The sequence below is a fragment of the Deinococcus aerolatus genome (assembly GCF_014647055.1).
Lineage (GTDB): Bacteria > Deinococcota > Deinococci > Deinococcales > Deinococcaceae > Deinococcus > Deinococcus aerolatus.
On the sequence record NZ_BMOL01000015.1, the window covers coordinates 28,788 to 50,234 of the forward strand.

Here is a 21,447-nt window from a genome sequence, read left to right on the forward strand (position 1 = left end):
CGGGGGCACCTCCACGCGGCTCAGCCCTCCTGACCCAGGCGGCCAGTCTCCACCGTCAGCGCCCGCAGGCCTGCCGCCAGCTCGGGGCGCAGGTCGCCGGCACGGTAGCGCCAGGTCCAGTTGTGGGCTCCGGTGGTGCCGGGCAGGTTCATACGGTCCTCGCTGCCCAGGTTGAAGATGTCCTGCAGGGGAACCACCGCCAGTGCGGCGCGGCTCTCGAAGGCCAGGCGCATCATCTGCGGCACGAAGGTGGCCTCGCTGGGATCCGAGGAGGTGTAGGTGCGGAAGTTGTGCTTCTCCAGTTCCTCGGCGTGGACCCACCAGCCGCGCGTGGTGTCGTTGTCGTGGGTGCCGGTGTAGACCACCTGGTTCTCGCGCAGGTTGTGCGGCAGAAAGTCGTTGACGGCAAAGTCGCCCCCGCCAAAGGCGAACTGCAGCACCGCCATGCCGGGAAAGCCGAAGTCGTCGCGCAGCTTTTCCACGTCCGGGGTGATCACGCCCAGGTCCTCGGCGATGATCGGCAGCACGCCCAGCGCGTCGCGCACAGCCTGAAACATCTCGTCGCCCAGGGCGGGCACCCAGCGCCCGTGCATGGCGGTCTCGGCGGGAAAGGGAATTTCCCAGGACGCCGCAAAGCCCCGGAAGTGGTCGATACGGATCAGGTCGAACAGCTTCATGCTGCCCTTGAACCGCTCAATCCACCATGCAAAGCCGTCTTCCCGCATGGCCTTCCAGTTGTACAGCGGGTTGCCCCACAGCTGCCCGGTCTCCGAGAAGTAGTCCGGCGGCACGCCTGCCACCACGGTGGGCTGGCCCTGATCGTCGAAATAGAACTGGTCTCGGCCCGCCCACGCGTCGCTGCTGTCCATCGCCACGAAGATGGGAATATCGCCGATCACCTCGATGCCCCGCTCACGGGCGTAGGCCCGGACCGCGGCCCACTGGCGGAAGAACAGGAACTGGACGAAGCGGGTGCGTTCAATGGACACGCTCAGGTCATGTCGGGCCGCGTCCAGCGCCTCAGGCTGGCGGTCACGCACGGCAGGCTGCCAGGCGTTCCACTGCAATCCGCCGTGCGCCGCTTTCAGGGCTGTGAACAGCGCGTAGTCGTCGAGCCAGCCAGCTTCTTCGGCCTTGAACGCCTCGAACTCATGGGACAGGTGCGGGGCCGCGCCTCCCACGAACGAGATGTACGCCCGCTCCAGCATCTGGTTGCGCCAGATGTATTGCAGGCCAAAATCCACCCGGTCAGGCGCGAAGACTGGCGTAGCGGCAAAGTCGGTTTCATGCAGCAGGCCTTCGCCGCGCAGGGTCGCCAGATCGATCAGGTACGGGTTGCCCGCAAAGGCGCTGAAAGCCTGATAAGGGCTATCGCCGTAGCCGGTCGGCCCCAGCGGCATGACCTGCCAGTATTTTTGCCCGGCGTCCGCCAGCCAGTCGATGAAATTACGCGCGTAAAGGCCCAGTTCGCCGATGCCGTAGGGACCGGGCAGGCTGGTGGGGTGCAGCAGAACGCCGCTGGAGCGGGCCAGTGTGGGGGGGGGCAGGGTCATGGGTGAAAACCTCCTCGGCAGAGAGGGAGCGGAGAGGAAAAGGGGAAAATTTGGAAGTGATTCCAAAGAGGACGGTGTTCCGGTATTGCCGAGGATAGTACATGAACCGGCCCTACGAACCAGCCTCCAAAGAGACGCTCAAGACAGAGGCGGCAGGAAGAAATGGGCGTATGGCCCCCTCCTGTCAAAGGAAGGGGAACGCACGCCCGGCGGGTGGGCAGGCAGGGGAATCCCGCTCTCGCCCGCCGCGCCCTACTTGATCCTGGTGATGCGGTCCTGCGCGCCGCCCGTCAGGCCGGGGTTGGCCTTGATGTAGGCGTCCAGGGCGTCCACGTCCGGCAGGTTAGGCAGTTGCAGCACGTTGGTGCCGTCCTTGAACGCCAGGAAGTTGTCGCCGCCGGTCGACAGGAACGCGTTCATGGTCACGCGGTAGGTCCTGGCAGGGTCCAGGGTCTCGCCGTTCAGCTTGATGCTGGCCGCCTCCACCCGGCTGCCCTTCGCGGCGGTGGAATCGTAGCTGTAGGCAAAGCCCTTGCTGACCTGCAGGATCCGGCTGCTGCCCGCTTCGGGGTTGTCGAACTGCTGCTCCAGCAGCGCCTTGATCTGCGCGCCGGTCAGGTCCATGACCACCATGGTGTTGCCGAAGGGCTGCACCGTGAACAGGTCGCCGAAGGTGGCGGTGTTGCCGGCCGCACTTGCGGTCAGGTCGGCGCGGATGCCGCCGGGGTTCATGAAGGCGATCACGGCCCCGTTGGCCCTTGTGGCGGCCAGCTGCGAGTCGGCGATGACGTCGCCCAGGGCACTCTCGCCGGCGGCGTTGTTGGTGCGGCTGATGCTGGCCTGTGCCAGGGTGCCCACCGGCGTGCCCTTCACGGCGTTGGTCAGGGTCTGGGCGCGGGTCAGCAGGGCGGTCATGGCCGCGTTCTTGGGCAGCGTGCGGGGGTCCATCACCACGTTGGCCGCGCTGACCGAGAGCACCTTGTGGTTGGCCTTGTCCACGGTCACGTCCAGGCGTTGCAACAGGTGACCGTAGAAGTCGCCCTGAATCACCGGAATGCCCTTGACGACGCAACTGTAGCCCTGGTGGGTGTGACCACTGATCACGGCGCTGATGGCCGGGTCCAGCTTGTTCACGATGTCCACGATAGGACCGGTCAGGCTGCCGCAGGCGGGGGCCGCGAAGCCGTCCTTGGCCACGCCGCCCTGATGAATCAGCACGATGATGGCGTCCACCTTCATCTTCCTGAGTTCGGGGACGTACCTGTTGATCGAGCTGGCCTCGTCCAGAAAGTCCAGCGTTGTGATGCCCGAGGGGTTGACGATGGTGGGCGTGGCCTTGAGGTCCGCGCCGATAAAGCCGATCTTCGCGCCGCCGATTTCCTGCACGCCGTAGGGGGCGAAGACGGGCTTTTGCGTGGTCTTGTCCACCACGTTCGCGCCCAGCCACTTGAAGCCAGCGCCGGGGTAGGGGTTCTCGAACTTGCAGGCCTTGGCGGTGTCGTTGCTGTCGCAGCCGCCGTTTTGCATTCGCAGCAGTTCCTTGAGACCCTGATCGAATTCGTGGTTGCCCAGCGCACTGAACTGCATGCCCAGCCGGCTCAGGGCAAGGGTGGTGGGTTCGTCGCGCAGCAGGCTGCTGGTCACGGGCGACGCGCCGATCAGATCGCCGCCCCCGACAAAGACCAGATTGGGATTGTTGGCCCGTTCCTGATCCAGGTAGCCGCCGATGGTCTCGATGCCCCCGGCCTTCAGGCGAATCTGCTTGGTGGGGTCCGCCGGATCGGGGATCATCACGCCGGAGAAGTTGCTGGCCTCCAGGTTGCCGTGAAAGTCGTTAAGCCCCATCACCGTCACCGTCACCGGATCCGCGGGTCTGGAGATCAGGCTGCACGAGGACAGGGCCAGGGCCGCGCCGATCAGAACGAGGTTTTTCTTCATGGTGTCCCATCTTAGGCGAAGTGTGACCCATCTGCCCCACTGCCAGGGAGGCTGAGGGACGGGCCAGCAGTAGGCCTGTCGCCCCTGCGGACCCACACGATCCTGGCAGGGGCGGCCTTCCGGGCGCGACACGCCCGGGGTCTGCCCAGCAAACTCCGCCCAGCAAACGTCGACAGCATCAACCCGGCCCGGCGGCCTCCAACCGGGCCGCGGGCACAGGTGAGGTCAGACGGCGCTGACCACGCCGGCCACGCGCTCGATCACGGCCCTGACCGCCAGCTTGAACTCCTCCTCGGCCTGCCCGGCCTGCTGGGCGGCCAGGGTGACCGGACGGGCGTCCAGTCGGGCCCCCTCCGCATCGCCTTCGCCAGGGCCGAGGGTGCCCGACTCGGACAGGTGCTGCCAGCCGATGGAAAGCGCGTACAGGTGCATCACGACCCGTTCAGCCAGGGACCTCTCCAGCGGCATCAGCGCCAGCAGGCGGTCCAGGCGGGCGTTCAGGGTCTCGTAGAACTCCTGCAGCAATTCCGGGCGCACCCGGCGCGCCAGCACCGTTCCCAGCAGCACCAGCAGGCGGCGCAGCGCGGCGGATCCGTCCCCGGCCTCCAGCAGCACGTCGGCCAGTTGTGACGGCGTGCGGGGACGGCGCTCGCCCAGCAGGATGGTGGCGCGGTCCATCCACGCTTCCAGGTGGCCGTCGACCAGCGCCAGGAACAGCTCTTCCTTGGTGTCGAAATACAGGTACAGGGTGCCCTTGGCCAGCTGCGCCGCACCCGCCACCTGGTTCATGCTCAGTTCCGCGTAGGGGGTGGTGATCCACAGGTTCTCGGCGGCGCTCAGGATGTCGGCCCGGCGCTGCCGCTTTTCAGCCAGACTGCGGGCACGCATGGGACGGGAAGAATCACGGGTCATGGGGCCTGAACATAGGCTCGGGAGCCGCCCAACCGCTGTTAAGAGCTTCACTCGCGTGGTGGTGCTGGCGGGGGGGGGGTAAGCCCCCCGGCGGTCCTGGCCCGGCGGGGCTAGAACGCTTCTTGCAGCAACGCCTCGTCCGCCAGGATCAGCCGGGGGTGGCGCGGCAGGGCCTCGGTCTGGGTCAGCAGCAGCGTGACTGTGGCGGGATCCAGCCCCTCCAGGATGCCGGACGCCACCGGGGTATAGAAGGCCGGCTGGGGCTCGCCGTCCGTGCAGTCCAGCACACAGAACTCGTCGCCGTGGTTCAGAGCCGCGCCGTAGCCGTTACCGAAGCGGAACACCAGAAGTTCACCGCCGGGCAGCAGGTGCCGTTCGGGCTGCGCCAGCACACCCCAGAACGGGGCCTCCGGGCTGGAAGAGGGTGGGGGAGCGGTATACAGGGGCGCATGAAGCAGGGTCATACAGTCACACTCCGGGACATGAAGTCGCGCTTCTGGCACGCTGTTCATCCGGGGGGAACACCCGCACGCCCAGCGCACCATGAACTGTAGATAAAGCCCTCTGACCATTTGCTTACGCCCGGCAACCGCAACGCTGGATAAGGACGCGGCATGAAACAGCGGACCAAGGCGGTGCGTCTTGCAGGTCAGGGCCACCCAAGACGACGGGTTGTTGACCATGAAGCTCGGCCCCGCGTTTGCCACGCCTGCCGGAGCAATCGGCGCCATTAGCTTGACGGGCTTGCTGCCTACATCTCCGGCCCCGAAGTTCGAGGTGGGCGTGCAACCCTGGCCGGGCAGGCACGCCCTGTCGCGCAGGTCCACCACGCGGCTGCCCACCGGAATCCCGCAGGTGCTCATGGTGGCCCCCCAGCCAACGGTAAGCACACCGATACAGGGCATCGTAAGTAGCGCGTGATCGCGACGGCCACCGTGTCGACCCCGGACATGGCCCGGTTCACGCTCCCCTGGATTCGGTGGGGGCGCGGCGGTTCCCCGCCCCTGGCGACTTGCCGGCAACTCCTGTAGCTAAGGGCGGCTGGGCGAGCGCAGTGCCCGCCACGCTTTCGCCGTGGGCCACTTCCAGCTGCTCCGCTTCCCGAAACATGCATGCCGGCGGCAGTGAGACATAGATGCACACCGAATGTGCTCGCGAACTCACCAGCGACAGATGAAGATTTCGCCGCTCCGGATTGGTGGACAATTGACCTGACCTTGCATTAAACTTTGAACCGAGTCTAAATTTATTCGCCCCCTCAGTTCGACCGTTTCCCAGGAGGTTCCATGAAGATCCAGAAAGCTGCCGTGATCGGCGCAGGTGTAATGGGCGCTGCCATCGCCGCGCAACTCGCCAACGCGGGCATTCCCGTGATGCTGCTCGACATCGTGCTGCCCGACAACCCGGACCGCAATTTCCTGGCCAAGCAGGGCATTCAGAAAGCGCTCAAGGCCCGCCCCGCCGCCTTCATGGACCGGTCACGCGCCGCGCTGATTACCCCCGGCAACCTGGAAGACGATCTGCCGAAGGTCAAGGACGCTGACTGGATACTGGAAGCCATCATCGAGAAGCTGGACGCCAAGCGCAGCCTGTGGGAGCGCGTGGAAAAGGTGGCCAAGAAAACGGCCATCATCTCCAGCAACTCGTCGGGCATTCCCATGCACCTGCAGATCGAGGGCCGGGGCGAGGATTTCCAGCGCCGCTTTGTGGGCGCGCACTTCTTCAATCCGCCGCGCTACCTGCACCTGCTGGAAGTGATTCCCACGCCCAAGACCGACCCAGCAGTTGTGGAAACTTTCAGCGAATTTGCCGAAACCACGCTGGGCAAGGGCGTGGTGATTGCCAACGACGTGCCGGGCTTCGTCGCCAACCGCATCGGCGTCTACGGCATCATCCGCGCCATGCAGCACATGCAGCAGGCCGGACTGACCCCCGCGCAGGTGGACCAGCTGACCGGGCCGGTGCTGGGCCGCGCGAGCAGCGCCACCTTCCGCACCGCTGACCTGTCGGGGCTGGACATCATCTACCACGTCGCCAACGACATTGGAAAGGTTACCCCCGACGACGAGGACTTCAGCCTGACCGACAGCTTCCGCACCCTGGTAGAGGATAAGAAATGGCTGGGAGACAAGACCGGCAGCGGCTTTTACAAGAAGACCAAGGACGAGAAGGGCAAGACCAAAATCCTGAATCTCAACCTTGAGAGCATGGATTACGAGGATCAGGGCAAGGTCAAGGTGGCCGCCGTGGAGGCCGTCAAGGGCAGGCCGCTGGCCGAGCGGGTAGAGACGCTGTACACCGCCGAGGGCAAGGAGGGCGACTTCCTGCGCGGCGTGATGAACGACGGGTTCTGGTACGCCGCCAAGATGGCCGGGAATGTGTCCAACCGGTTGCAGGACATCGATAACGCCCTGAAGTGGGGCTTCGGCTGGGAGCAGGGACCGTTCGAGACGATGGACACCCTGGGCGTGCAGACCGTCATCGGCAACCTGGAAGCCGAGGGCCGCACCCTGCCCCCGCTGCTGCAGGCCATGAAGGACAGCGGGCGCGAGCGGTTCTACTCTGTGAATGAACAGGGCGAGGACGAGACGGTGACACCCGAGGGTCAGCCCACGCCGTACGAGGCGCCGTATTTCATCCTGACGGACCTCAAGAAAGACGCCAGCAAGGTGGTCAAGAAGCGCGGCGGCGCCAGCATCGTCGATCTGGACGACGGCGTGCTGCTGGTGGAATGGCACGCCAAGATGAACGCGCTGGGCGAGGACCAGCTGCGTGCCGTGCAGGACGCGCACAAGCTGGTGCAGGACATGGGCTACGCCGGACTGGTGGTGGGCAACCAGGGCGAGAACTTCAGCGCCGGGGCCAACCTGCCGCTGATCCTCTCGCAGGCACAGGCCGACGAATGGGACGAGCTGGACGACATGATCAAGCAGTTCCAGCAGGTCACGACGTCCCTGCGTTTCTCCCCGCACCCCACCGTGGCCGCGCCCTTCGGCATGACGCTGGGCGGCGGCGCGGAGTTCACCCTGCACGCCGATCACGTCGTTGCCAGCGCTGAGCTGTACATGGGCCTCGTGGAAGTGGGCGTGGGCCTGATCCCCGGCGGCGGCGGCACCAAGGAAATGCTGCTGCGCTTCACCGATCAGTTGCACCCTGGCCAGCAGATCGGCGCAACCATGTTGCCCGCCGTGCAGCGCGCCTTCGAGCTGATCGGCACGGCCAAGGTGTCCACCAGTGCCCTGGAAGCCCGCAACCTGGGCTTTCTGCGCGACACCGACACGGTCGCCATGAACAGGAACCACATCCTCATGGAGGCCAAGCGGCAGGTGCTGGCGCTGGCGCCCGGCTACGTGCAGCCCACGCCCCGCCAGGACATTCCCGTGATGGGCGACGCCGCCATCGCCGCGCTGAAGAGTGCGCTGTACGGCATGCACCAGGGCGGGTACATCACCGACTACGACCTGGTGGTCAGCAAGGAACTGGGCCGGGTGCTGAGCGGCGGCACCGGCAACAACCGCACTGCCAAGGTCAGCGAGGGGCACCTGCTGGACCTGGAACGTCAGGCCTTCCTGACCCTGCTGGGCAAGAAGGGCACGCAGCAGCGCATCGACCACATGCTCAAGACCGGCAAGCCGCTCAGGAACTGACCTTGTGCTGGCCCCTCCCCCCCTCTGCGGGGAAAGGGGCAGTGCCGCCGCCCCTCCCCCATAGGAGCACCGACCGTGTCGATCCTCACCCGAATCCGTCAGATCAACCGTCGCCGTGCGCTGGGCTGGGCCACCCTGTCCTACGCGGTGGCGGTGCTGGCCGGGGCGTTCCTGGGCGCGGAGATCACGCTGCGCTCCAAGACGCGCCGGGTCAAGGGCGAGTTCGTGCCGGTGGGGCGGCGCGGCAACTCCGTGTACCTGCCGGCCTCGCCGGAAACGCTCTCGCGAGGAGTGGTGGGCATCGTGCCGCTGCTGCCCAACCAGGGCCACGCGATTCTGGGCCCGCCCAATCTCGCGGGAACGCTGGTGAAACGCGAGATCCTGGAGGAGCGCGGGGTGCTGCCGAACGGTTCGCTCGCGTGGGTGTCCACCTTCGTGTACAACGGCACGCCGGGGCAACTGGGCATCGACTACGAGGTCACTTCGGTTCACACCGACGTGGGGGACATGCCCGCGTGGCACATTCCCAGCGTGTCGGGTAAGAAGGACGCCATCGCCATAGTGATTCATGGGCACGGTGGGCAGCGGGCACAGGCGCTGCGGATGCTCCCGGCGCTGCGGCGGGCGGGCGTGGCCTCGCTGTTCGTCACCTTCCGCAACGCACACGGTGCGCCGCGTGTGGGCAGGGGTTACCTGAGCCTGGGCGACAAGGAGGCGGAAGATGTGATCGCCGCGCTGGACTGGGCGAAGGCCTCCGGGTACGGGCGGGCCATGCTCTACGGCTTTTCGATGGGCGGCAACGTGGCCCTGAGCGTGCTGCGGCCCCGGCACCAGCCGTACCCGATTCCGGTGGCGGGCGTGGCGCTGGACTGCCCGGCGCTGGACTGGCGCGACACCATTCGCGCCAACGGGCAGCGTTACGGCATTCCCGGCTTCATGGCGCGTCAGATTGGCCGTTTCGTGCAGTATCTGGTCACCCGGCGCAGCGGGCAGGATTTCGATGTGGTGGACCAGCTGGCCGCCGCCCCCAAGTTCAACCTGCCCATCCTGCTGTGGCACGGCACCCGTGACGCCACCATTCCCATCCGCCAGTCCGACGCTCTGGCCGCCGCCCGCCCCGATCTGGTGGAATACCACCGCGTGGAGGGAGCCAAACATATCCGCTGCTGGAACATTGACCCCGAAAAATATGATGCAGAGTTGGAAGCGTTTATTGCGAGGGTTTTGCCCGGCCTCCCCACCTCTCTTGACTCTTAGCCCACCTGAACCTTTCTCTCAAGGAGAACGCAAATGAAAGACGCCGTTATCGTATCCGCCGTTCGGACCCCCGTGGGACGCGGCATCAAAGGCACCCTCGCCAACACCCGCCCCGACGATCTGGCCGCCCTGGTCATGAACGAGGCCGTGCGCCGCGCCGGCATTGACGCCGCCCTGGTGGAAGACGTTTACCTGGGCTGCGCCATCCCCGAGGCCGAGCAGGGCCTGAACGTGGCCCGCCTGGCCGCGCTGCGCGCCGGAATGCCCAACAGCGTGGGCGGCGTGACCGTCAACCGCTTTTGCTCCAGCGGCCTCCAGACCATTGCAATGGCGGCGGCGGCCATCCAGACCGGGCAGGCCGAAATTATGCTGGCGGGCGGCGTGGAGAGCATGAGCATGCTGCCCATGAGCGGCCACAACCCCAGCCCCAACCCCGACCTGGTGGACACCCGCCCCGGCTCGTACATCGGCATGGGCATGACCGCCGAGAACGTGGCCGACAAGTACGGCGTCAGCCGCGCCGATCAGGACGCCTTTGCCCTGCGTAGCCACCAGCGGGCCGCCGCCGCCCAGGACGCCGGACGCTTCGACGCCGAGATCGTGGCGGTGCTGGTGGAGAAGGACACGGTCGAGGGCACAAAGATCAAGACCGAGACCCTCCAGTTCGGCAAGGACGAGCTGATCCGCCGCGACGCCAATCTGACCGATATGGCGAAGGTGCGTCCCGCTTTCAAGACCACCGGGAGCGTGACGGCGGCCAACAGCAGCCCCTTTAGCGACGGCGCCGCCGCCGTGCTGATCATGAGCGGCGAAAAGGCACAGGAACTGGGCCTGAAGCCACTGGCGAAATTCCTGGGCTTCGCGGTGGCCGGGGTGGACCCTGAACTGATGGGCATCGGCCCGGTCAAGGCCATTCCCAAGGTGCTGGCGCAGGTGGGGCTGACCCTGGCCGACATTGACCTGATCGAGCTGAACGAGGCGTTTGCCGCCCAGAGCCTCGCGGTGATTCGCGAGCTGGGCCTGAACGAGGAGATCACCAACGTCAACGGCGGCGCGATTGCGCTGGGCCACCCGCTGGGCTGCAGCGGCGCGAAGCTGGCCACCACCGCCATCTACGAACTCGGACGGCGCGGCGGCGGCAAGGCGCTGGTGACCATGTGCATCGGCGGCGGTATGGGCGCGGCGGGCGTGCTGGAAGTGTACCCGGCCCAGGAAACGGCCCAGGCCGCCGACTGAGCTTTCGGTGCAGAGGGGCGGCTTCCGGGCCGCCCTTTGCCTTGTCGTCCATGTCCACTTTATTTAACGTAAGGCCCGGTCCAGCGGACACTCACGTCATTTCATGCGTGACGAGGCGGCAACCCCACGCTCCTACCGCCAGAAGGCGGGGTGGGACGACGACACTGGTGCTGGCCCAGCCCATCAAGCGGGCATTCGCTTACGTGACGGACGGAAGAGGCGGGGTGACGTCCTCATCCCCCGCCCACAGGCCCTGCCGTTTGAGGGCCGCCACCAGCCGGGGTTCGCGCTGTTCCATGCTGCCGCCCACGGCGAAGTAGGAGCGCAGCAGTCTGGCCCAGTCGCCGGGCTGGTCCCCCCGCGCCGCGATGGGGTTCATGACCTCCACGGCGTCGCGGATTTCCCCGTCCGTGCCGCCGTGATAGGTGTCGGTGTGAATCACCAGCGGGCGGGGCACGCGCGGGCGGTAAGGCGTGTCCTCGGCAGAGGTGCCGATGGTCAGTGCGGCGAATGGCAGCACGCCGGGCGGCAGCGCCAGCAGATCAATGATGCCCTCAAGCCCGTTCATCACGCCGCCGATCCAGCACCCCTGGTAGCCCAGCATCTCAGCGGCTGTCAGCAGGTTGGTCCCGGCCATCACGGCGTCCCCGATGCCGAAATGCACGGCAATGGCGGGCCAGTGCCCCGGCGTCTGCCCCCTGACCTCCAGCACCCGCTCCACCCGCCTCACGTCCGCGCACACCACGAAGGCCTCGGAGGCAGTGGCAATGTGCGCGTTGGTGGTCAGGGCCGCCACCTCGGCCCGCACGGCAGGGTTCACCAGCCGCACCAGCGAATACAGCTGCGCAGTGGCGTCGGTGGGCGCCCGCTGGGCGGCGTGCAGGATGGCTTCTAAATGGTCTGCGGGCAGGGGCAGTGGGGAACCGTCCTGCGCCGTGACGTATTTGCGGGTGGTGCGGTGGGCATCGTAGAAGGCCATGACCTGTTCGGCGCTCTGGGTACGGGTGGGCAGCAGGACAGACATGCCGGACAGCATAGCGGGTGGCAGCGCAACCAGAGAAAAGCATTTCCCACAGCCTGTTGGGGAATGGCGACGGGCGGCGCACCGGAAGCGATAAACCTCCATAAAAAGGCCATCCTCCAGACCACTAATCTGGAGGATGGCCCGGGTTCAGCCCAGGCGCGGAGGCTTCAGCCGTCCTTCGAGATGGACGCCTGCCGGGCCGCATCGATGGTCTGGGCCCGCATGCGGCGGTAGGCCACGAACCACAGGCACGCGGCGATCAACACACCTGTCACCGCAATCACCGGCCAGGACACCCCCTGGAATGCCATGCCCACCATGCCGCAGATCAGCGACACGGTCCATAGAATGACGGCGGTGCGCCGCGCACTGGCGGTGCGGGCCAGCACGCGGTGGTGAATATGGGTCTTGTCAGGGTGGCCCAGCGGGTTGCGGATGCCGCGCGCCAGCCGCCCGATCACCACCTGGGTGGTGTCCAGTACAGGCAACGCCAGCACCACCAGCGGCACCAGCAGGCTGGCCCCCGCACTGAATTTCAGGGTGCCCAGCAGGCTCACAGCGGCCAGCGTGTAGCCAAACAGGTACGCCCCTGCGTCGCCCATGATGATGCGGCTGGGGTTGAAGTTGTGCCGCAGGTAACCCAGAGCTGCCCCCGACAGGCCGGCCAGCAGCACCACGGCGGCGGCCCGGTCCGGAAACTGCGCCGCCGTCGCCAGCAGCACGGTGCTGACCACAAAACCCACGCCGCCCACCACACCGTCCACGCCGTCCATCAGGTTGACTGCGTTGGTCAGGCCCACGATCCAGAGAATGGTCAGGAAGATGCTCAGGGGCGCGTTGATGGCGTCGGGAATGATGGGCAGAAAGGGAATGGCATTGAAGTCAATTTTCAGGCCGTTGACGATCAGCAGCATGGCGGCCAGCACCTGCACCAGCAGACGCGACAGCGGCGACAGGCCGTACTGGTCGTCGATAAAGCCCACCAGCACCAGCAGCGACGCGCCCAGCAGGATGGCCAGCACCTGAATATTGACGATCTCCACGACGATGGGCCGCAGCGCCCACGCCACGATCACGCTGACGATGAAGCCTGCGAAAATGGCCAGACCACCCGCATTCGGCAGCGGCTCGGTGTTGAGTCGACGCTCGTTGGGATGATCGGCCCAGCCCACCTGCACGGCAAATTCGCGCAGGCGCGGAATGAACAGCCAGGTAAACAGCCCGGCAGTCAGGAAAGTAACGACGACGCTGACGAACCCCAGTCCAAACAGGTCCGCGATGCCCAGTTGCCGGGCGAAGGCAGAGAGTGAATCCATAAACTGACCCGAGTCTAGAGGCTATGCCGCGCCACGGCGTCAGCCGAAGGGAGCAGATGCCTCATTTGGTGCCGTAGATCCGGTCTCCCGCGTCGCCCAGCCCCGGCACGATGTAGCCGTGGTCATTCAGGTGCGAGTCGATGGCAGCGGTCACGATGTCCACGTCCGGGTGGTCGCGCTCGATCACGGCGATGCCCTCTGGGGCTGCGAGGATACACATCAGCTTGATGAACTGCGCCCCAGCCTGCTTGAGGCTGTGGATGGCGGCGCTGGCACTGCCGCCCGTCGCCAGCATGGGGTCGGTCAGGAAAACGCGGCGCTCGGCGATGTCGGCGGGAAGCTTGTTGTAGTAGGCCACCGGCTGCATGGTCTGCGGGTCGCGGTACATCCCCAGATGGCCCACTTTGGCCGCCGGCACCAGATCCACAATCGCGTCGGTCATGATCAGTCCGGCGCGCAAGATGGCCACCAGGGCCAGCTTCTTGCCGCTCAGCATGGGGAATTCGCCAGTTTCCATCGGCGTGGTGACGGTGTGGGGGGCCAGTTCCAGATCGCGCATGGCCTCGTAGGCCAGCAGCATGCTCAGCTCGGCAGCCAGTTCGCGGAACTCCTTGACCCCGGTCTGGGTGTCGCGCATCAGCGAGAGCTTGTGTTGAATCAGCGGATGGGAGACGACGGTGACCATGCCCGTACCATATCGCCTTGAGGCCAAGGGGCCTGAACGAGGCGCAAATCGACACAGGGACAGCGCAGCCTTTTTGTAGGCTGGATCATGCCCGACCTCGGCCCGGTGGAACTGATCATGGTCCTTCTTGTCCTGACCGTGCTGCTGGCCTGGATCCTGGTGGTCGTCCGGGTCATCCGTCTGGCCCTGGACGGGGGACATGCCAAGCGGATTCAGGAACTGGAATCTCAGGTGGGGGAACTGGAAAAAAGGCGCTAAAGGCCGCAAGGGACAGAAAGATTGTCTGCCCTTCCGTCCCCCAGCGCCTGAATCGTCCTTCCGGTCAGCCGACGGGCGTGCCGATCGCCTCCATCACCGCGTGGGTAAAGGTTTTGGTGTCTGCCTTGCCCCCCAGGTCACGGGTGGGTTCCTCACGCAGGGCCAGGGCCACGGCGCGCTCGATCTGGTTGGCGGCGTCGCTGCGGCCCAGGCCGTGCCGCAGCAGCATGGCGGCGCTCATGATGGCGGCGGCGGGATTGGCCACGCCCTTGCCGGCAATGTCAGGGGCGCTGCCGTGAATTGGCTCGAACAGGCCCGCGCCGTCGCCCAACGAGGCACTGGGCATCAGACCCAGGCTGCCGGGAATTACGGCGGCCAGATCACTCAGGATGTCGCCGAACAGGTTTTCCGTGACGATCACGTCGTAGCGGCTGGGGTCCGAGACGATCAGCATGGCCACGCTGTCCACGTACTCATGGTTCAGGTGGATGCTGCGGTACTCGCGGTCCCGCAGGGCCTGCACGTCGCGCCGCCACAGCTCACTGACCTCCAGCACGTTGGCCTTGTCCACGCTGGTCACGCGGCCCTTGCGCTGCTCGGCGGCCCAGAAGGCCATCTTCGCCACGCGCTCCACCTCGGGCGTGGTGTAGCGCATGGTGTTGTAGGCGGTGTCGCCGTCGAGCTTGCGGTCCCCGTCGAAGTACACGCCGCCCAGCAGCTCGCGCACGATCAGGATGTCCACGCCGCGTGCGAGTTCCGGCTTGAGGGGCGACAGGTGCTCCAGCCCCGGCTGCACGCGCACCGGGCGCAGGTTCGCGTAGCAGCCCAGCGCCTTGCGGAGGGCCAGCAGGCCGCTTTCGGGGCGCATCGGGCGCGCCAGGCTGTTCCAGGGGCTGTTCTGCGCGCCGCCCACGGTGCCCAGCAGCACAGCGTCGACGTCCCTCAGCGCGTCGCGGGTGCGCTGCGGGAAGGGATCGCCGTGCGCGTCGTAGGCGGCGCCGCCGATGGCGTGTTCCTCGAAGGTCAGGTCCGGGGCCACCTCGCGCAGCACCTGAACGGCGGCGGCGGTGACTTCAGGGCCGATGCCGTCGCCGGGCAATGTGACGATCTTAGGCATGGGTCTTCTCCTGTGTGGCTGGGTCCTGTGTCGCTGAGTCAACTTCGGTGGAGTCGTGGCCGGGGTGGCCGTGACCGGCCTCCGTACTGTGGGCGTTCAGGGTTTCGGCTTCCAGATCGGCGGCGTCGTGCTCCTTCATGTACTCCAGCCAGCCGCCGGCCTTCTGCACGTCCAGTGCGAACTGCGGCACCGGCACGAAGGTCAGGCTCTGGCCGGTGCGGGTGTTGGTGACGGTGCCTGCCTGCAGGTTCAGATCAGCGTCGTCGCCGTCCTCGAAAGCCTCCACGATGCCCTCACACTCCAGCGCCAGAAAGCCGTTGTTGATGGAATTGCGGTAATAGATGCGCGCGAAGTTGGGGGCAATCACCGCGCCCACGCCCGCGCCGCGCAGCGCCCAGACGGCGTGCTCACGGCTGCTGCCACAGCCGAAGTCGGCCCCGGCCACGATGATGTCGCCGGGCTGAACACGCTTCACGAAGGTCTTGTCGTAATCCTCCATCGCAAATTTTGCCAGCTCGGCCTCCACGTCGGTGGTCAGGTGACGGGCGGGAATAATCTCGTCGGTGTTGATGTGATCGCGGGCAAAGACGTGAACGGTGGGCATGGAGACTCCTTGAGGGGCGGGGCGGAACGCTACTGGGTACCCCTGCACAGGCCGGGGACTGGGCCGGGGCACGGGCAACAACTGGTGTCAGACCACAGTATCAGCGCCGTCCCGTCCATGCCACCGCGCGGCGGGCAGCTTGTCGAGAGGAGCGAATGGGCTGGACCAGACAACCCCCGCAAGTTAGAACTCAGGCAGTCTCCAGACCTGATCTAGACCGTCTCATGTGTCCTTCCGCTGCCCCGCGCACACTCGGGGCAGTCTCCGGAAACTGCCCCCCACTCTCTCCCCCGCTTCCCCTTCCCAACAGGTGAATCCATGGACCCCGTAACGCTCATCCTGATCCTGTTCGTGGCCGCGCTGGTGCTGTTTGCCACCGAATGGCTGCCGGTGGACGTCACCGCGCTGGCCCTGCTCTCGGCGCTGCTGCTGGCCGGGCTGGTCACGCCGGGGCAGGCGTTTGCCGGCTTCGGCAGCGACACGGTGCTGACCCTCGCCTCGCTGTTCATCCTGACGCGGGTGCTGCTGCGGGCAGGAGTCATCGAGTGGATCGGGGTGTCGCTGGCCCGCCGCGCCCGCAACGCCCCGGCCATGCTGCGCGGGCTGCTGGGCACGGTGGCAGGCATCAGCGCCTTTACCAGCAACACCGCCACCACCGCCGTCTTTTTGCCGGTGGTGGCCGGACTGGCCAAACGGTCAGGCCTGGGAGCGGGGCGGGCGCTGATGCCGCTGGCCTTTGCCAGCATCCTGGGCGGCACAGTCACGGTGATCGGCACCAGCACCAATCTGGTGGTCTCGGGAGCGCTGCCCACCACCGGGCAGGCGCCGCTGGGCTTCTTCGAGCTGGCCTGGGTGGGCCTGCCGGTGGCCGTGGTGGGCCTGCTGTACCTGTTCCTCGTGGCCCCGCGCCTGCTGCCCAACCGGGAGGCCGCCTTGGAAGACTCGCTGCGTGAGTATCTGGCGGACCTGACGGTGGCCCCTGGCAGCCCGCTGGCGGATCAGGCGCTGCGCGACAGCGGGCTGGGCCGGGACCATGGCCTGACGGTGGTGGCGGTGCGCCGCGACAACCAGACCTTCTACGCGCCAGGGCCGGATTTTGTGGTGCAGGCCGGCGACACGCTGGCGGTGGAAGGCCAGACCGAGCGCATCCTGGCCGGGAAAAGCACGCTGGGCGTGGTCAGCAAATCCGAGCAGAAGCTGCGCGCCGAGCCAGGCGAGGGCAGCCCAGGCAGGGACAGCAACGTGCGCCTGATCGAGGCCGTCGTGCTGCCCGGTTCGCCGCTGCTGGGCCGGACCCTGAAAGAGGGCCGTTTCCGCGAGCGCTACGGCGTGTCGGTGCTGGCGCTGCACCGCCGCGCCCAGCACTTCGAGCGGCTGGGCGGTGTGCGGCTGGCGGTGGGTGACCTGCTGCTGATTCAGGGCACGGCGGCCCGCATTGACTCGCTGGGCGACTACCTGGCCGTGATGGGTGACCTGACCGAGCGCGTGCGCGACCCTCGCCGCGCGCCGCTGGCCCTGGCCCTGTTCGTGGGCGCGGTGGGCCTGGGGGCATCCGGGACGGTGCCGCTCGCCGTGGCGGTGGTGGTGGCCGTCGCCCTGAGCCTGATATTCCGCCTGATCTCGCCGGAGGAGGCCTACGGCGCGGTGGAGTGGCCCATCATCGTGCTGATCGCCTGCATGCTGGCCTTCGGCACGGCGTTTGAGGCCACCGGGGCCGCCGGGGTGCTGACCGGGGCGCTGTCGGGCGTGCTGGAGCCGCTGGGGCCCTACGGCCTGCTGGCCGCGCTCTTTCTGGTCACGGTGGCCCTGACCCAGCCCATGAGCAACCAGGCGGCGGCGCTGGTGATGCTGCCGCTGGCCATCGGCACGGCAGGGGCGCTGGGCTACGACCCACGCCCCTTCATCATCGGCATCACGATTGCCGCCAGCAACTCGTTCATCACGCCGCTGGAGCCCTCCTGCATGCTGGTCTACGGGCCGGGTCGCTACACCTTTCTGGACTTTGTGCGCGTCGGCTCCGGCCTGACGCTGGTGACCTTCGCCGTGTCGCTGCTGATCATTCCGCGCGTGTGGCCGTTCTAGCGTTCACCGCGCGGCAGCTGTACCGTACGCGCAAAAAAAGCCCTCTCCACCGGGAAGAGGGTCAGGCAGGGGTTTTGACCCTCAGACGATCGTCAGATGAACAGCGGCGCGTCGGGATCGTCCAGCAGGGGCCGGTCCTTGCGCGCCATCAGGGCGGCGGCGGTGCCAATGCCGATGACCGCGCCGATGCCGATCACGATCAGCGTCCAGGTGATCAGCACTTGCGAATGATCGTGGGTGCGGTCTGAAACCATGGGTGAAGCATAACAGCCTGTGCGCGGCGCAGGGTTTGAACCGGGTTGAGGAATCGGGGGTGGGAGGCGGCCCACTCCCGGCCAGCAGCCAGATCAGTCTGCCGGAACAGCTTTCGGTCCTTCCAGCACGCGTGGCAGCCTGCGCCACAGCGTCAGCAGGGCGACCAACCCTAGCGCCGCCAGCACGATCAGGCCCCAGCGCGAGCCGAGGGGGCCGTCCTTGTTGATCAGGGCGCTCGACAGCAGCGCGCCGGGCGGTCCCATCCCCACCAGCACGAAGGAATACAGGCTCATTACGCGCCCGCGCAGGTGGTCGGGGATGGTCAGCTGCACGGTGCTGTTGGCGCTGACCAGCAGCGTAAGCATCCCGAACCCGCAGGCCGCCAGCACCGGCGCGGCCAGCACCGAGCCAGGCGTCAGGGCCAGCGCCATGGTGGAGACGATCAGGATCACGGCGCCGTAGCGCAGGTTGCGCGCCGGATTGGGTTTGCTGGCCTGCCACAGTGCGCCGCCCATCGCCCCCACACCAAAAAATGCCGACAGCAACCCGAAGGCCGCCTCACGTTCGCCGTAGACCACGCGGGCGAAGTAGGGAATGATCACGTTGAAGTTGATGACCGTCAGGCTCATCAGGCCCACCAGCAGCATCACGTTGCGGACGGGCGGCGTGGCCCGCACGTAGCGCAGGCCCTCGCGGATGTCGTCGCCCACCTTGCCCCGCCGCAGACCCGGACGGGCCGGAAAAGGCAGGGTGGCCAGCACGTACAGCACCGCCCCGAACGACGCCACGTTCAGGTAGAAAGGCAGGGCCAGCCGGGCAATGTTGGTGGAGTCCCCGCCCGCCAGCAGCCGGATGCCCAGCACCGCCACCACCCCAAACAGCGCCTGCCCCAGCGTGCGGCTCACGTTGAACGACAGGCTGTTCAGGGCCACCGCATTGGTCACGGCCTCACGCGGCACGAAGTCCACCACCATGCTCTGGCGGGCAGGCATGTCAAAGGCGTTGGCGCACCCCGACACAAAGGCCAGCAGCATCACCAGCGGCAATGACACGATGCCCAAATGGGTGGTAACGGCCAGCACCAGCGCGGTGGTCAGCAGCACAAGTTGCGTGGCCAGCAGCACCCGCCGCCGGGGCACCCGGTCCACGATGGCCCCGGCGAACAGCGACAGCAGCAGACTGGGCGTGAACTGCGCCACCGTCACGAGACCCAGCGCGGAACTGCTGCCTCCCGAAAGCTCCAGCACCAGATACTGCTGCGCGGTGGCCTGCATCCACGCCCCCACCAGCGAAAGCAACTGCGAGAACCAGTAGCGGCGGTAGTGGGGATGACTCAGCGCCCTGAATGTATTGATTCGCCACTCGCCAACACGCGCAAACACCCGCCCACCATACGCCCGTCTGCAGTGGGAAGGGCGCCTGCACCGGGGAATGAAGGGCAGGTGAAAGCGGCGCGGGCGTGGGGAGCCCCCCCATCCCACCCACCGCCGCCCCACACTTCTCACCCGGCTCACCTTTTCCAATTCTTGATGTTGTGTTACCTTACCCACAATCTCATTCTCATCCCACACGGTCAATCCATATCTCCGCCCCCTGCGAGCCCCCATCCGATGCCTCGAACCCTGTCTGTTTTTCCGTTCCCCGCCCTGCTGCTGGGTGCCCTTCTGTTCCTGGGAGGACCAGCCGGGGCCCAGACCGGGGAATTCCAGGGCGTCACCGTCACCGTGCAGGCCAAGGACACCGCCTACGGCATCGCCCGGCGCGCGGGCATCAGCGTCGAGGCCCTGCTGGCGCTGAACGGCCTGCACAGCCCCGATCTGAAGATCGGCCAGACCCTGCGGGTCTCCAGCACGGCGCGGCATGTCGTTGGGCCGAAAGAGACCCTGTACGCCCTGTCGCGGCGTTACGGCGTCAGTGTCAACGCACTGCTGGCCGAAAACGCCCTGCCCGAGGGCGCGGTGCTGAGCGTGGGCCAGGTGCTGACGTTGCCCGCCACCGCCACCCTGCCCTCTCCGGCGCAGCCCACGCCCGTTGCCCTGGCCCCCACGCCAGGGCCGCTTGCTGCGCTCTCCCTGACGCTGCCGCCCCTTCTGGGTGTGCCCCAGCCGCCCGAGCCGGTGCCCAGCGCCGCGCCGCAGGCCCCCGCCTTCGCTCCGCCTGAGCCGGCGCTGCCGGACGCGCCGTCACCCGACCGGCCCAGCGCGGCCCTGCCCGGCGACTGGCGCGGCATGGCGATGGCCCTGCTGGGCACGCCGTACCGGTACGGCGGCACAACCCCCGCCGGACTGGATTGCAGCGGTTTCGTGCTGCAGGTGTTCACGCCGCTGGGCGTGCGCCTGCCCCGGGTCAGCGCGGATCAGGCACAGGTGGGCCAGCCGGTGGCCGCCGAGGAACTGCAGCCCGGCGATCTGGTGTTCTTCGACACGGTGGGCGGGGGCCGCATCTCGCACGTGGGCATCTACCTGGGCGGCGACACCTTCGTCAGCGCCAACAGCTACCAGGGCAAGGTCTCACTGGACACCCTGATGGCCGACCGTTACTGGGGGCCGCGCTACCGGGGCGCCCGGCGGGTGCTGAGCGGGCCGCTGGCCGTCCGGGGACCGTAGTTCAGCTTCAGCCCGGCACCGCCAACCCTCAGTCTCGCCGCGTCACGCCGTCCACCGTCAGCAGCGGACCGTACAGCTCCGGGCGGCGGTCCCGGAAAAAGCCCATGCCCGCGCGGAATTTGCGGGCCTCGGCCAGATTCAGATCGTGGGTCAGCGCGCCCTCGTCGGTGTCGCCGAATTCGGCCACCAGTTCGCCGGTGTAGTCGCTAATAAACGAGTGTCCGTAGTACGTCTGGGACAGCCCACCCACCACCTCGGTGCCGATGCGGTTGGCCGCGCCCACGTAACTGGAATTGCTGACGGCGTGCCCGACCATCGCGCGCTGCCACATGTGGTGGCTGTTGGGCGACTCGACCTCGGCGGGCTCGCTGCCGATGGCGGTGGGATACAGCAGGAAGTCAGCGCCCTGCAGCATCATCACGCGGGCGGTCTCGGGATACCACTGGTCCCAGCAGATGCCCGCTCCGACGCGCCCATAACGGGTGGCCCAGACCTTGAACCCGGTGTCTCCAGGATTGAAGTAGTACTTTTCCTCGTAGCCGGGACCATCGGGGATGTGGGTCTTGCGGTAGTTGCCCAGCACCTCGCCGTCGGCGTCGATGCACACCAGACTGTTGTAGTGCGCCTGTCCGGCCCGCTCGAAGTAGCTGAGCGGCAGCACCACGCCCAGCTCACGCGCCAGGTTCTGGAACCGTCCGATAAACGGGTGGTCCTGCTGCGGGTGCGCCAGGGCAAAGTAATCCTCGCGCTCCACCTGGCAGAAGTACAGGTTCTCGAACAGTTCCGGCAGCAGAATCACCTGTGCGCCCTGGGCCGCCGCGTCGCGGACATGCGCCTCGGCGCGGGCCACGTTGTCCTCCAGCTGATCGGTGACGTGCATCTGGATCACGGCCAGCTTCACGGTGTCCGGGGTCTTGTTGGTGGGCCTGGTCATCTGCCGAGGCTATCCGATCCGCG

The 21,447-nt window shown here is 67.0% G+C and carries 18 protein-coding genes; 6 read left to right on the plus strand and 12 right to left on the minus strand.

The genetic code is table 11. The features are described from left to right. Positions 1 to 20 precede the first annotated feature (20 nt). The 4 genes from malQ to IEY31_RS14160 all read right to left on the minus strand — a co-directional run bounded on the left by malQ (position 21) and on the right by IEY31_RS14160 (position 4,867). Complete coding sequence (gene malQ / locus IEY31_RS14145) at positions 21 to 1,553, minus strand: 4-alpha-glucanotransferase (RefSeq protein ID WP_188973100.1); 1,533 nt, start codon at positions 1,551 to 1,553, stop codon at positions 21 to 23. Positions 1,554 to 1,805: 252 nt separating this feature from the next. Then, positions 1,806 to 3,491: a bifunctional metallophosphatase/5'-nucleotidase gene (locus IEY31_RS14150; RefSeq protein WP_188973102.1), complete on the minus strand. Its 1,686-nt coding sequence runs from the start codon at positions 3,489 to 3,491 to the stop codon at positions 1,806 to 1,808. A gap of 225 nt (positions 3,492 to 3,716) precedes the next feature. Beyond that, the gene (locus IEY31_RS14155; RefSeq protein ID WP_188973104.1) at positions 3,717 to 4,403 is read right to left on the minus strand and encodes a TetR/AcrR family transcriptional regulator; all 687 of its coding nucleotides are present in this window, start codon (positions 4,401 to 4,403) and stop codon (positions 3,717 to 3,719) included. A gap of 110 nt (positions 4,404 to 4,513) precedes the next feature. Beyond that, positions 4,514 to 4,867: a hypothetical protein gene (locus IEY31_RS14160; RefSeq protein WP_188973106.1), complete on the minus strand. Its 354-nt coding sequence runs from the start codon at positions 4,865 to 4,867 to the stop codon at positions 4,514 to 4,516. Positions 4,868 to 5,689: 822 nt separating this feature from the next. Here IEY31_RS14160 and IEY31_RS14165 point away from each other — a divergent pair. From IEY31_RS14165 to IEY31_RS14175, 3 genes are all read left to right on the plus strand, one after another. Continuing rightward, entirely contained in the window at positions 5,690 to 8,050 is a 2,361-nt protein-coding gene (locus IEY31_RS14165; RefSeq protein WP_188973108.1) for a 3-hydroxyacyl-CoA dehydrogenase/enoyl-CoA hydratase family protein, read from the plus strand. Positions 8,051 to 8,125: 75 nt separating this feature from the next. Continuing rightward, the gene (locus tag IEY31_RS14170) at positions 8,126 to 9,307 is read left to right on the plus strand and encodes an alpha/beta hydrolase family protein (RefSeq protein ID WP_229723644.1); all 1,182 of its coding nucleotides are present in this window, start codon (positions 8,126 to 8,128) and stop codon (positions 9,305 to 9,307) included. A gap of 33 nt (positions 9,308 to 9,340) precedes the next feature. Further along, a complete protein-coding gene (locus IEY31_RS14175; RefSeq protein ID WP_188973111.1) occupies positions 9,341 to 10,543 on the plus strand; it encodes a thiolase family protein in 1,203 nt (400 codons plus the stop codon). 199 nt (positions 10,544 to 10,742) lie between these two features. Here the strand turns inward: IEY31_RS14175 and IEY31_RS14180 are convergent, their stop codons facing one another. From IEY31_RS14180 to upp, 3 genes are all read right to left on the minus strand, one after another. Further along, positions 10,743 to 11,567, minus strand: a complete 825-nt coding sequence (locus IEY31_RS14180; protein WP_188973113.1) for a nitroreductase family protein — start codon at positions 11,565 to 11,567, stop codon at positions 10,743 to 10,745. 167 nt (positions 11,568 to 11,734) lie between these two features. Next, positions 11,735 to 12,883, minus strand: a complete 1,149-nt coding sequence (locus IEY31_RS14185; protein WP_188973115.1) for an MraY family glycosyltransferase — start codon at positions 12,881 to 12,883, stop codon at positions 11,735 to 11,737. 61 nt (positions 12,884 to 12,944) lie between these two features. Then, positions 12,945 to 13,568, minus strand: a complete 624-nt coding sequence (gene upp / locus IEY31_RS14190) for a uracil phosphoribosyltransferase (protein ID WP_188973117.1) — start codon at positions 13,566 to 13,568, stop codon at positions 12,945 to 12,947. An 87-nt stretch (positions 13,569 to 13,655) separates the two neighbouring features. Between upp and IEY31_RS14195 the strand changes: the two genes are divergently transcribed. Further along, positions 13,656 to 13,826 carry a hypothetical protein gene (locus tag IEY31_RS14195; protein ID WP_188973119.1) on the plus strand — a complete coding sequence of 57 codons (171 nt, stop codon included), beginning with the start codon at positions 13,656 to 13,658 and terminating at the stop codon, positions 13,824 to 13,826. Between the two features lie 64 nt (positions 13,827 to 13,890). Here the strand turns inward: IEY31_RS14195 and leuB are convergent, their stop codons facing one another. Further along, positions 13,891 to 14,943 carry a 3-isopropylmalate dehydrogenase gene (gene leuB / locus IEY31_RS14200; protein WP_188973121.1) on the minus strand — a complete coding sequence of 351 codons (1,053 nt, stop codon included), beginning with the start codon at positions 14,941 to 14,943 and terminating at the stop codon, positions 13,891 to 13,893. After that, positions 14,936 to 15,547 carry a 3-isopropylmalate dehydratase small subunit gene (locus IEY31_RS14205; RefSeq protein ID WP_188973123.1) on the minus strand — a complete coding sequence of 204 codons (612 nt, stop codon included), beginning with the start codon at positions 15,545 to 15,547 and terminating at the stop codon, positions 14,936 to 14,938. Before IEY31_RS14205 ends, leuB begins: the two co-directional genes overlap by 8 nt. 318 nt (positions 15,548 to 15,865) lie before the next feature. Here IEY31_RS14205 and IEY31_RS14210 point away from each other — a divergent pair, with 318 nt between their 5' ends. Continuing rightward, complete coding sequence (locus tag IEY31_RS14210) at positions 15,866 to 17,629, plus strand: SLC13 family permease (RefSeq protein WP_188973125.1); 1,764 nt, start codon at positions 15,866 to 15,868, stop codon at positions 17,627 to 17,629. A gap of 92 nt (positions 17,630 to 17,721) precedes the next feature. On the opposite strand, the gene IEY31_RS14215 is transcribed toward IEY31_RS14210, so the two are convergent. Together IEY31_RS14215 and IEY31_RS14220 are read right to left on the minus strand one after the other, a co-directional pair. Then, entirely contained in the window at positions 17,722 to 17,883 is a 162-nt protein-coding gene (locus IEY31_RS14215; RefSeq protein WP_188973127.1) for a hypothetical protein, read from the minus strand. A 93-nt stretch (positions 17,884 to 17,976) separates the two neighbouring features. Beyond that, the gene (locus tag IEY31_RS14220; protein WP_188973129.1) at positions 17,977 to 19,266 is read right to left on the minus strand and encodes an MFS transporter; all 1,290 of its coding nucleotides are present in this window, start codon (positions 19,264 to 19,266) and stop codon (positions 17,977 to 17,979) included. Positions 19,267 to 19,494: 228 nt separating this feature from the next. Between IEY31_RS14220 and IEY31_RS14225 the strand changes: the two genes are divergently transcribed. Then, positions 19,495 to 20,490: a C40 family peptidase gene (locus IEY31_RS14225; protein ID WP_188973131.1), complete on the plus strand. Its 996-nt coding sequence runs from the start codon at positions 19,495 to 19,497 to the stop codon at positions 20,488 to 20,490. 28 nt (positions 20,491 to 20,518) lie between these two features. On the opposite strand, the gene aguB is transcribed toward IEY31_RS14225, so the two are convergent. Continuing rightward, entirely contained in the window at positions 20,519 to 21,424 is a 906-nt protein-coding gene (aguB, locus tag IEY31_RS14230; protein WP_188973133.1) for an N-carbamoylputrescine amidase, read from the minus strand. Positions 21,425 to 21,447: the final 23 nt, after the last annotated feature.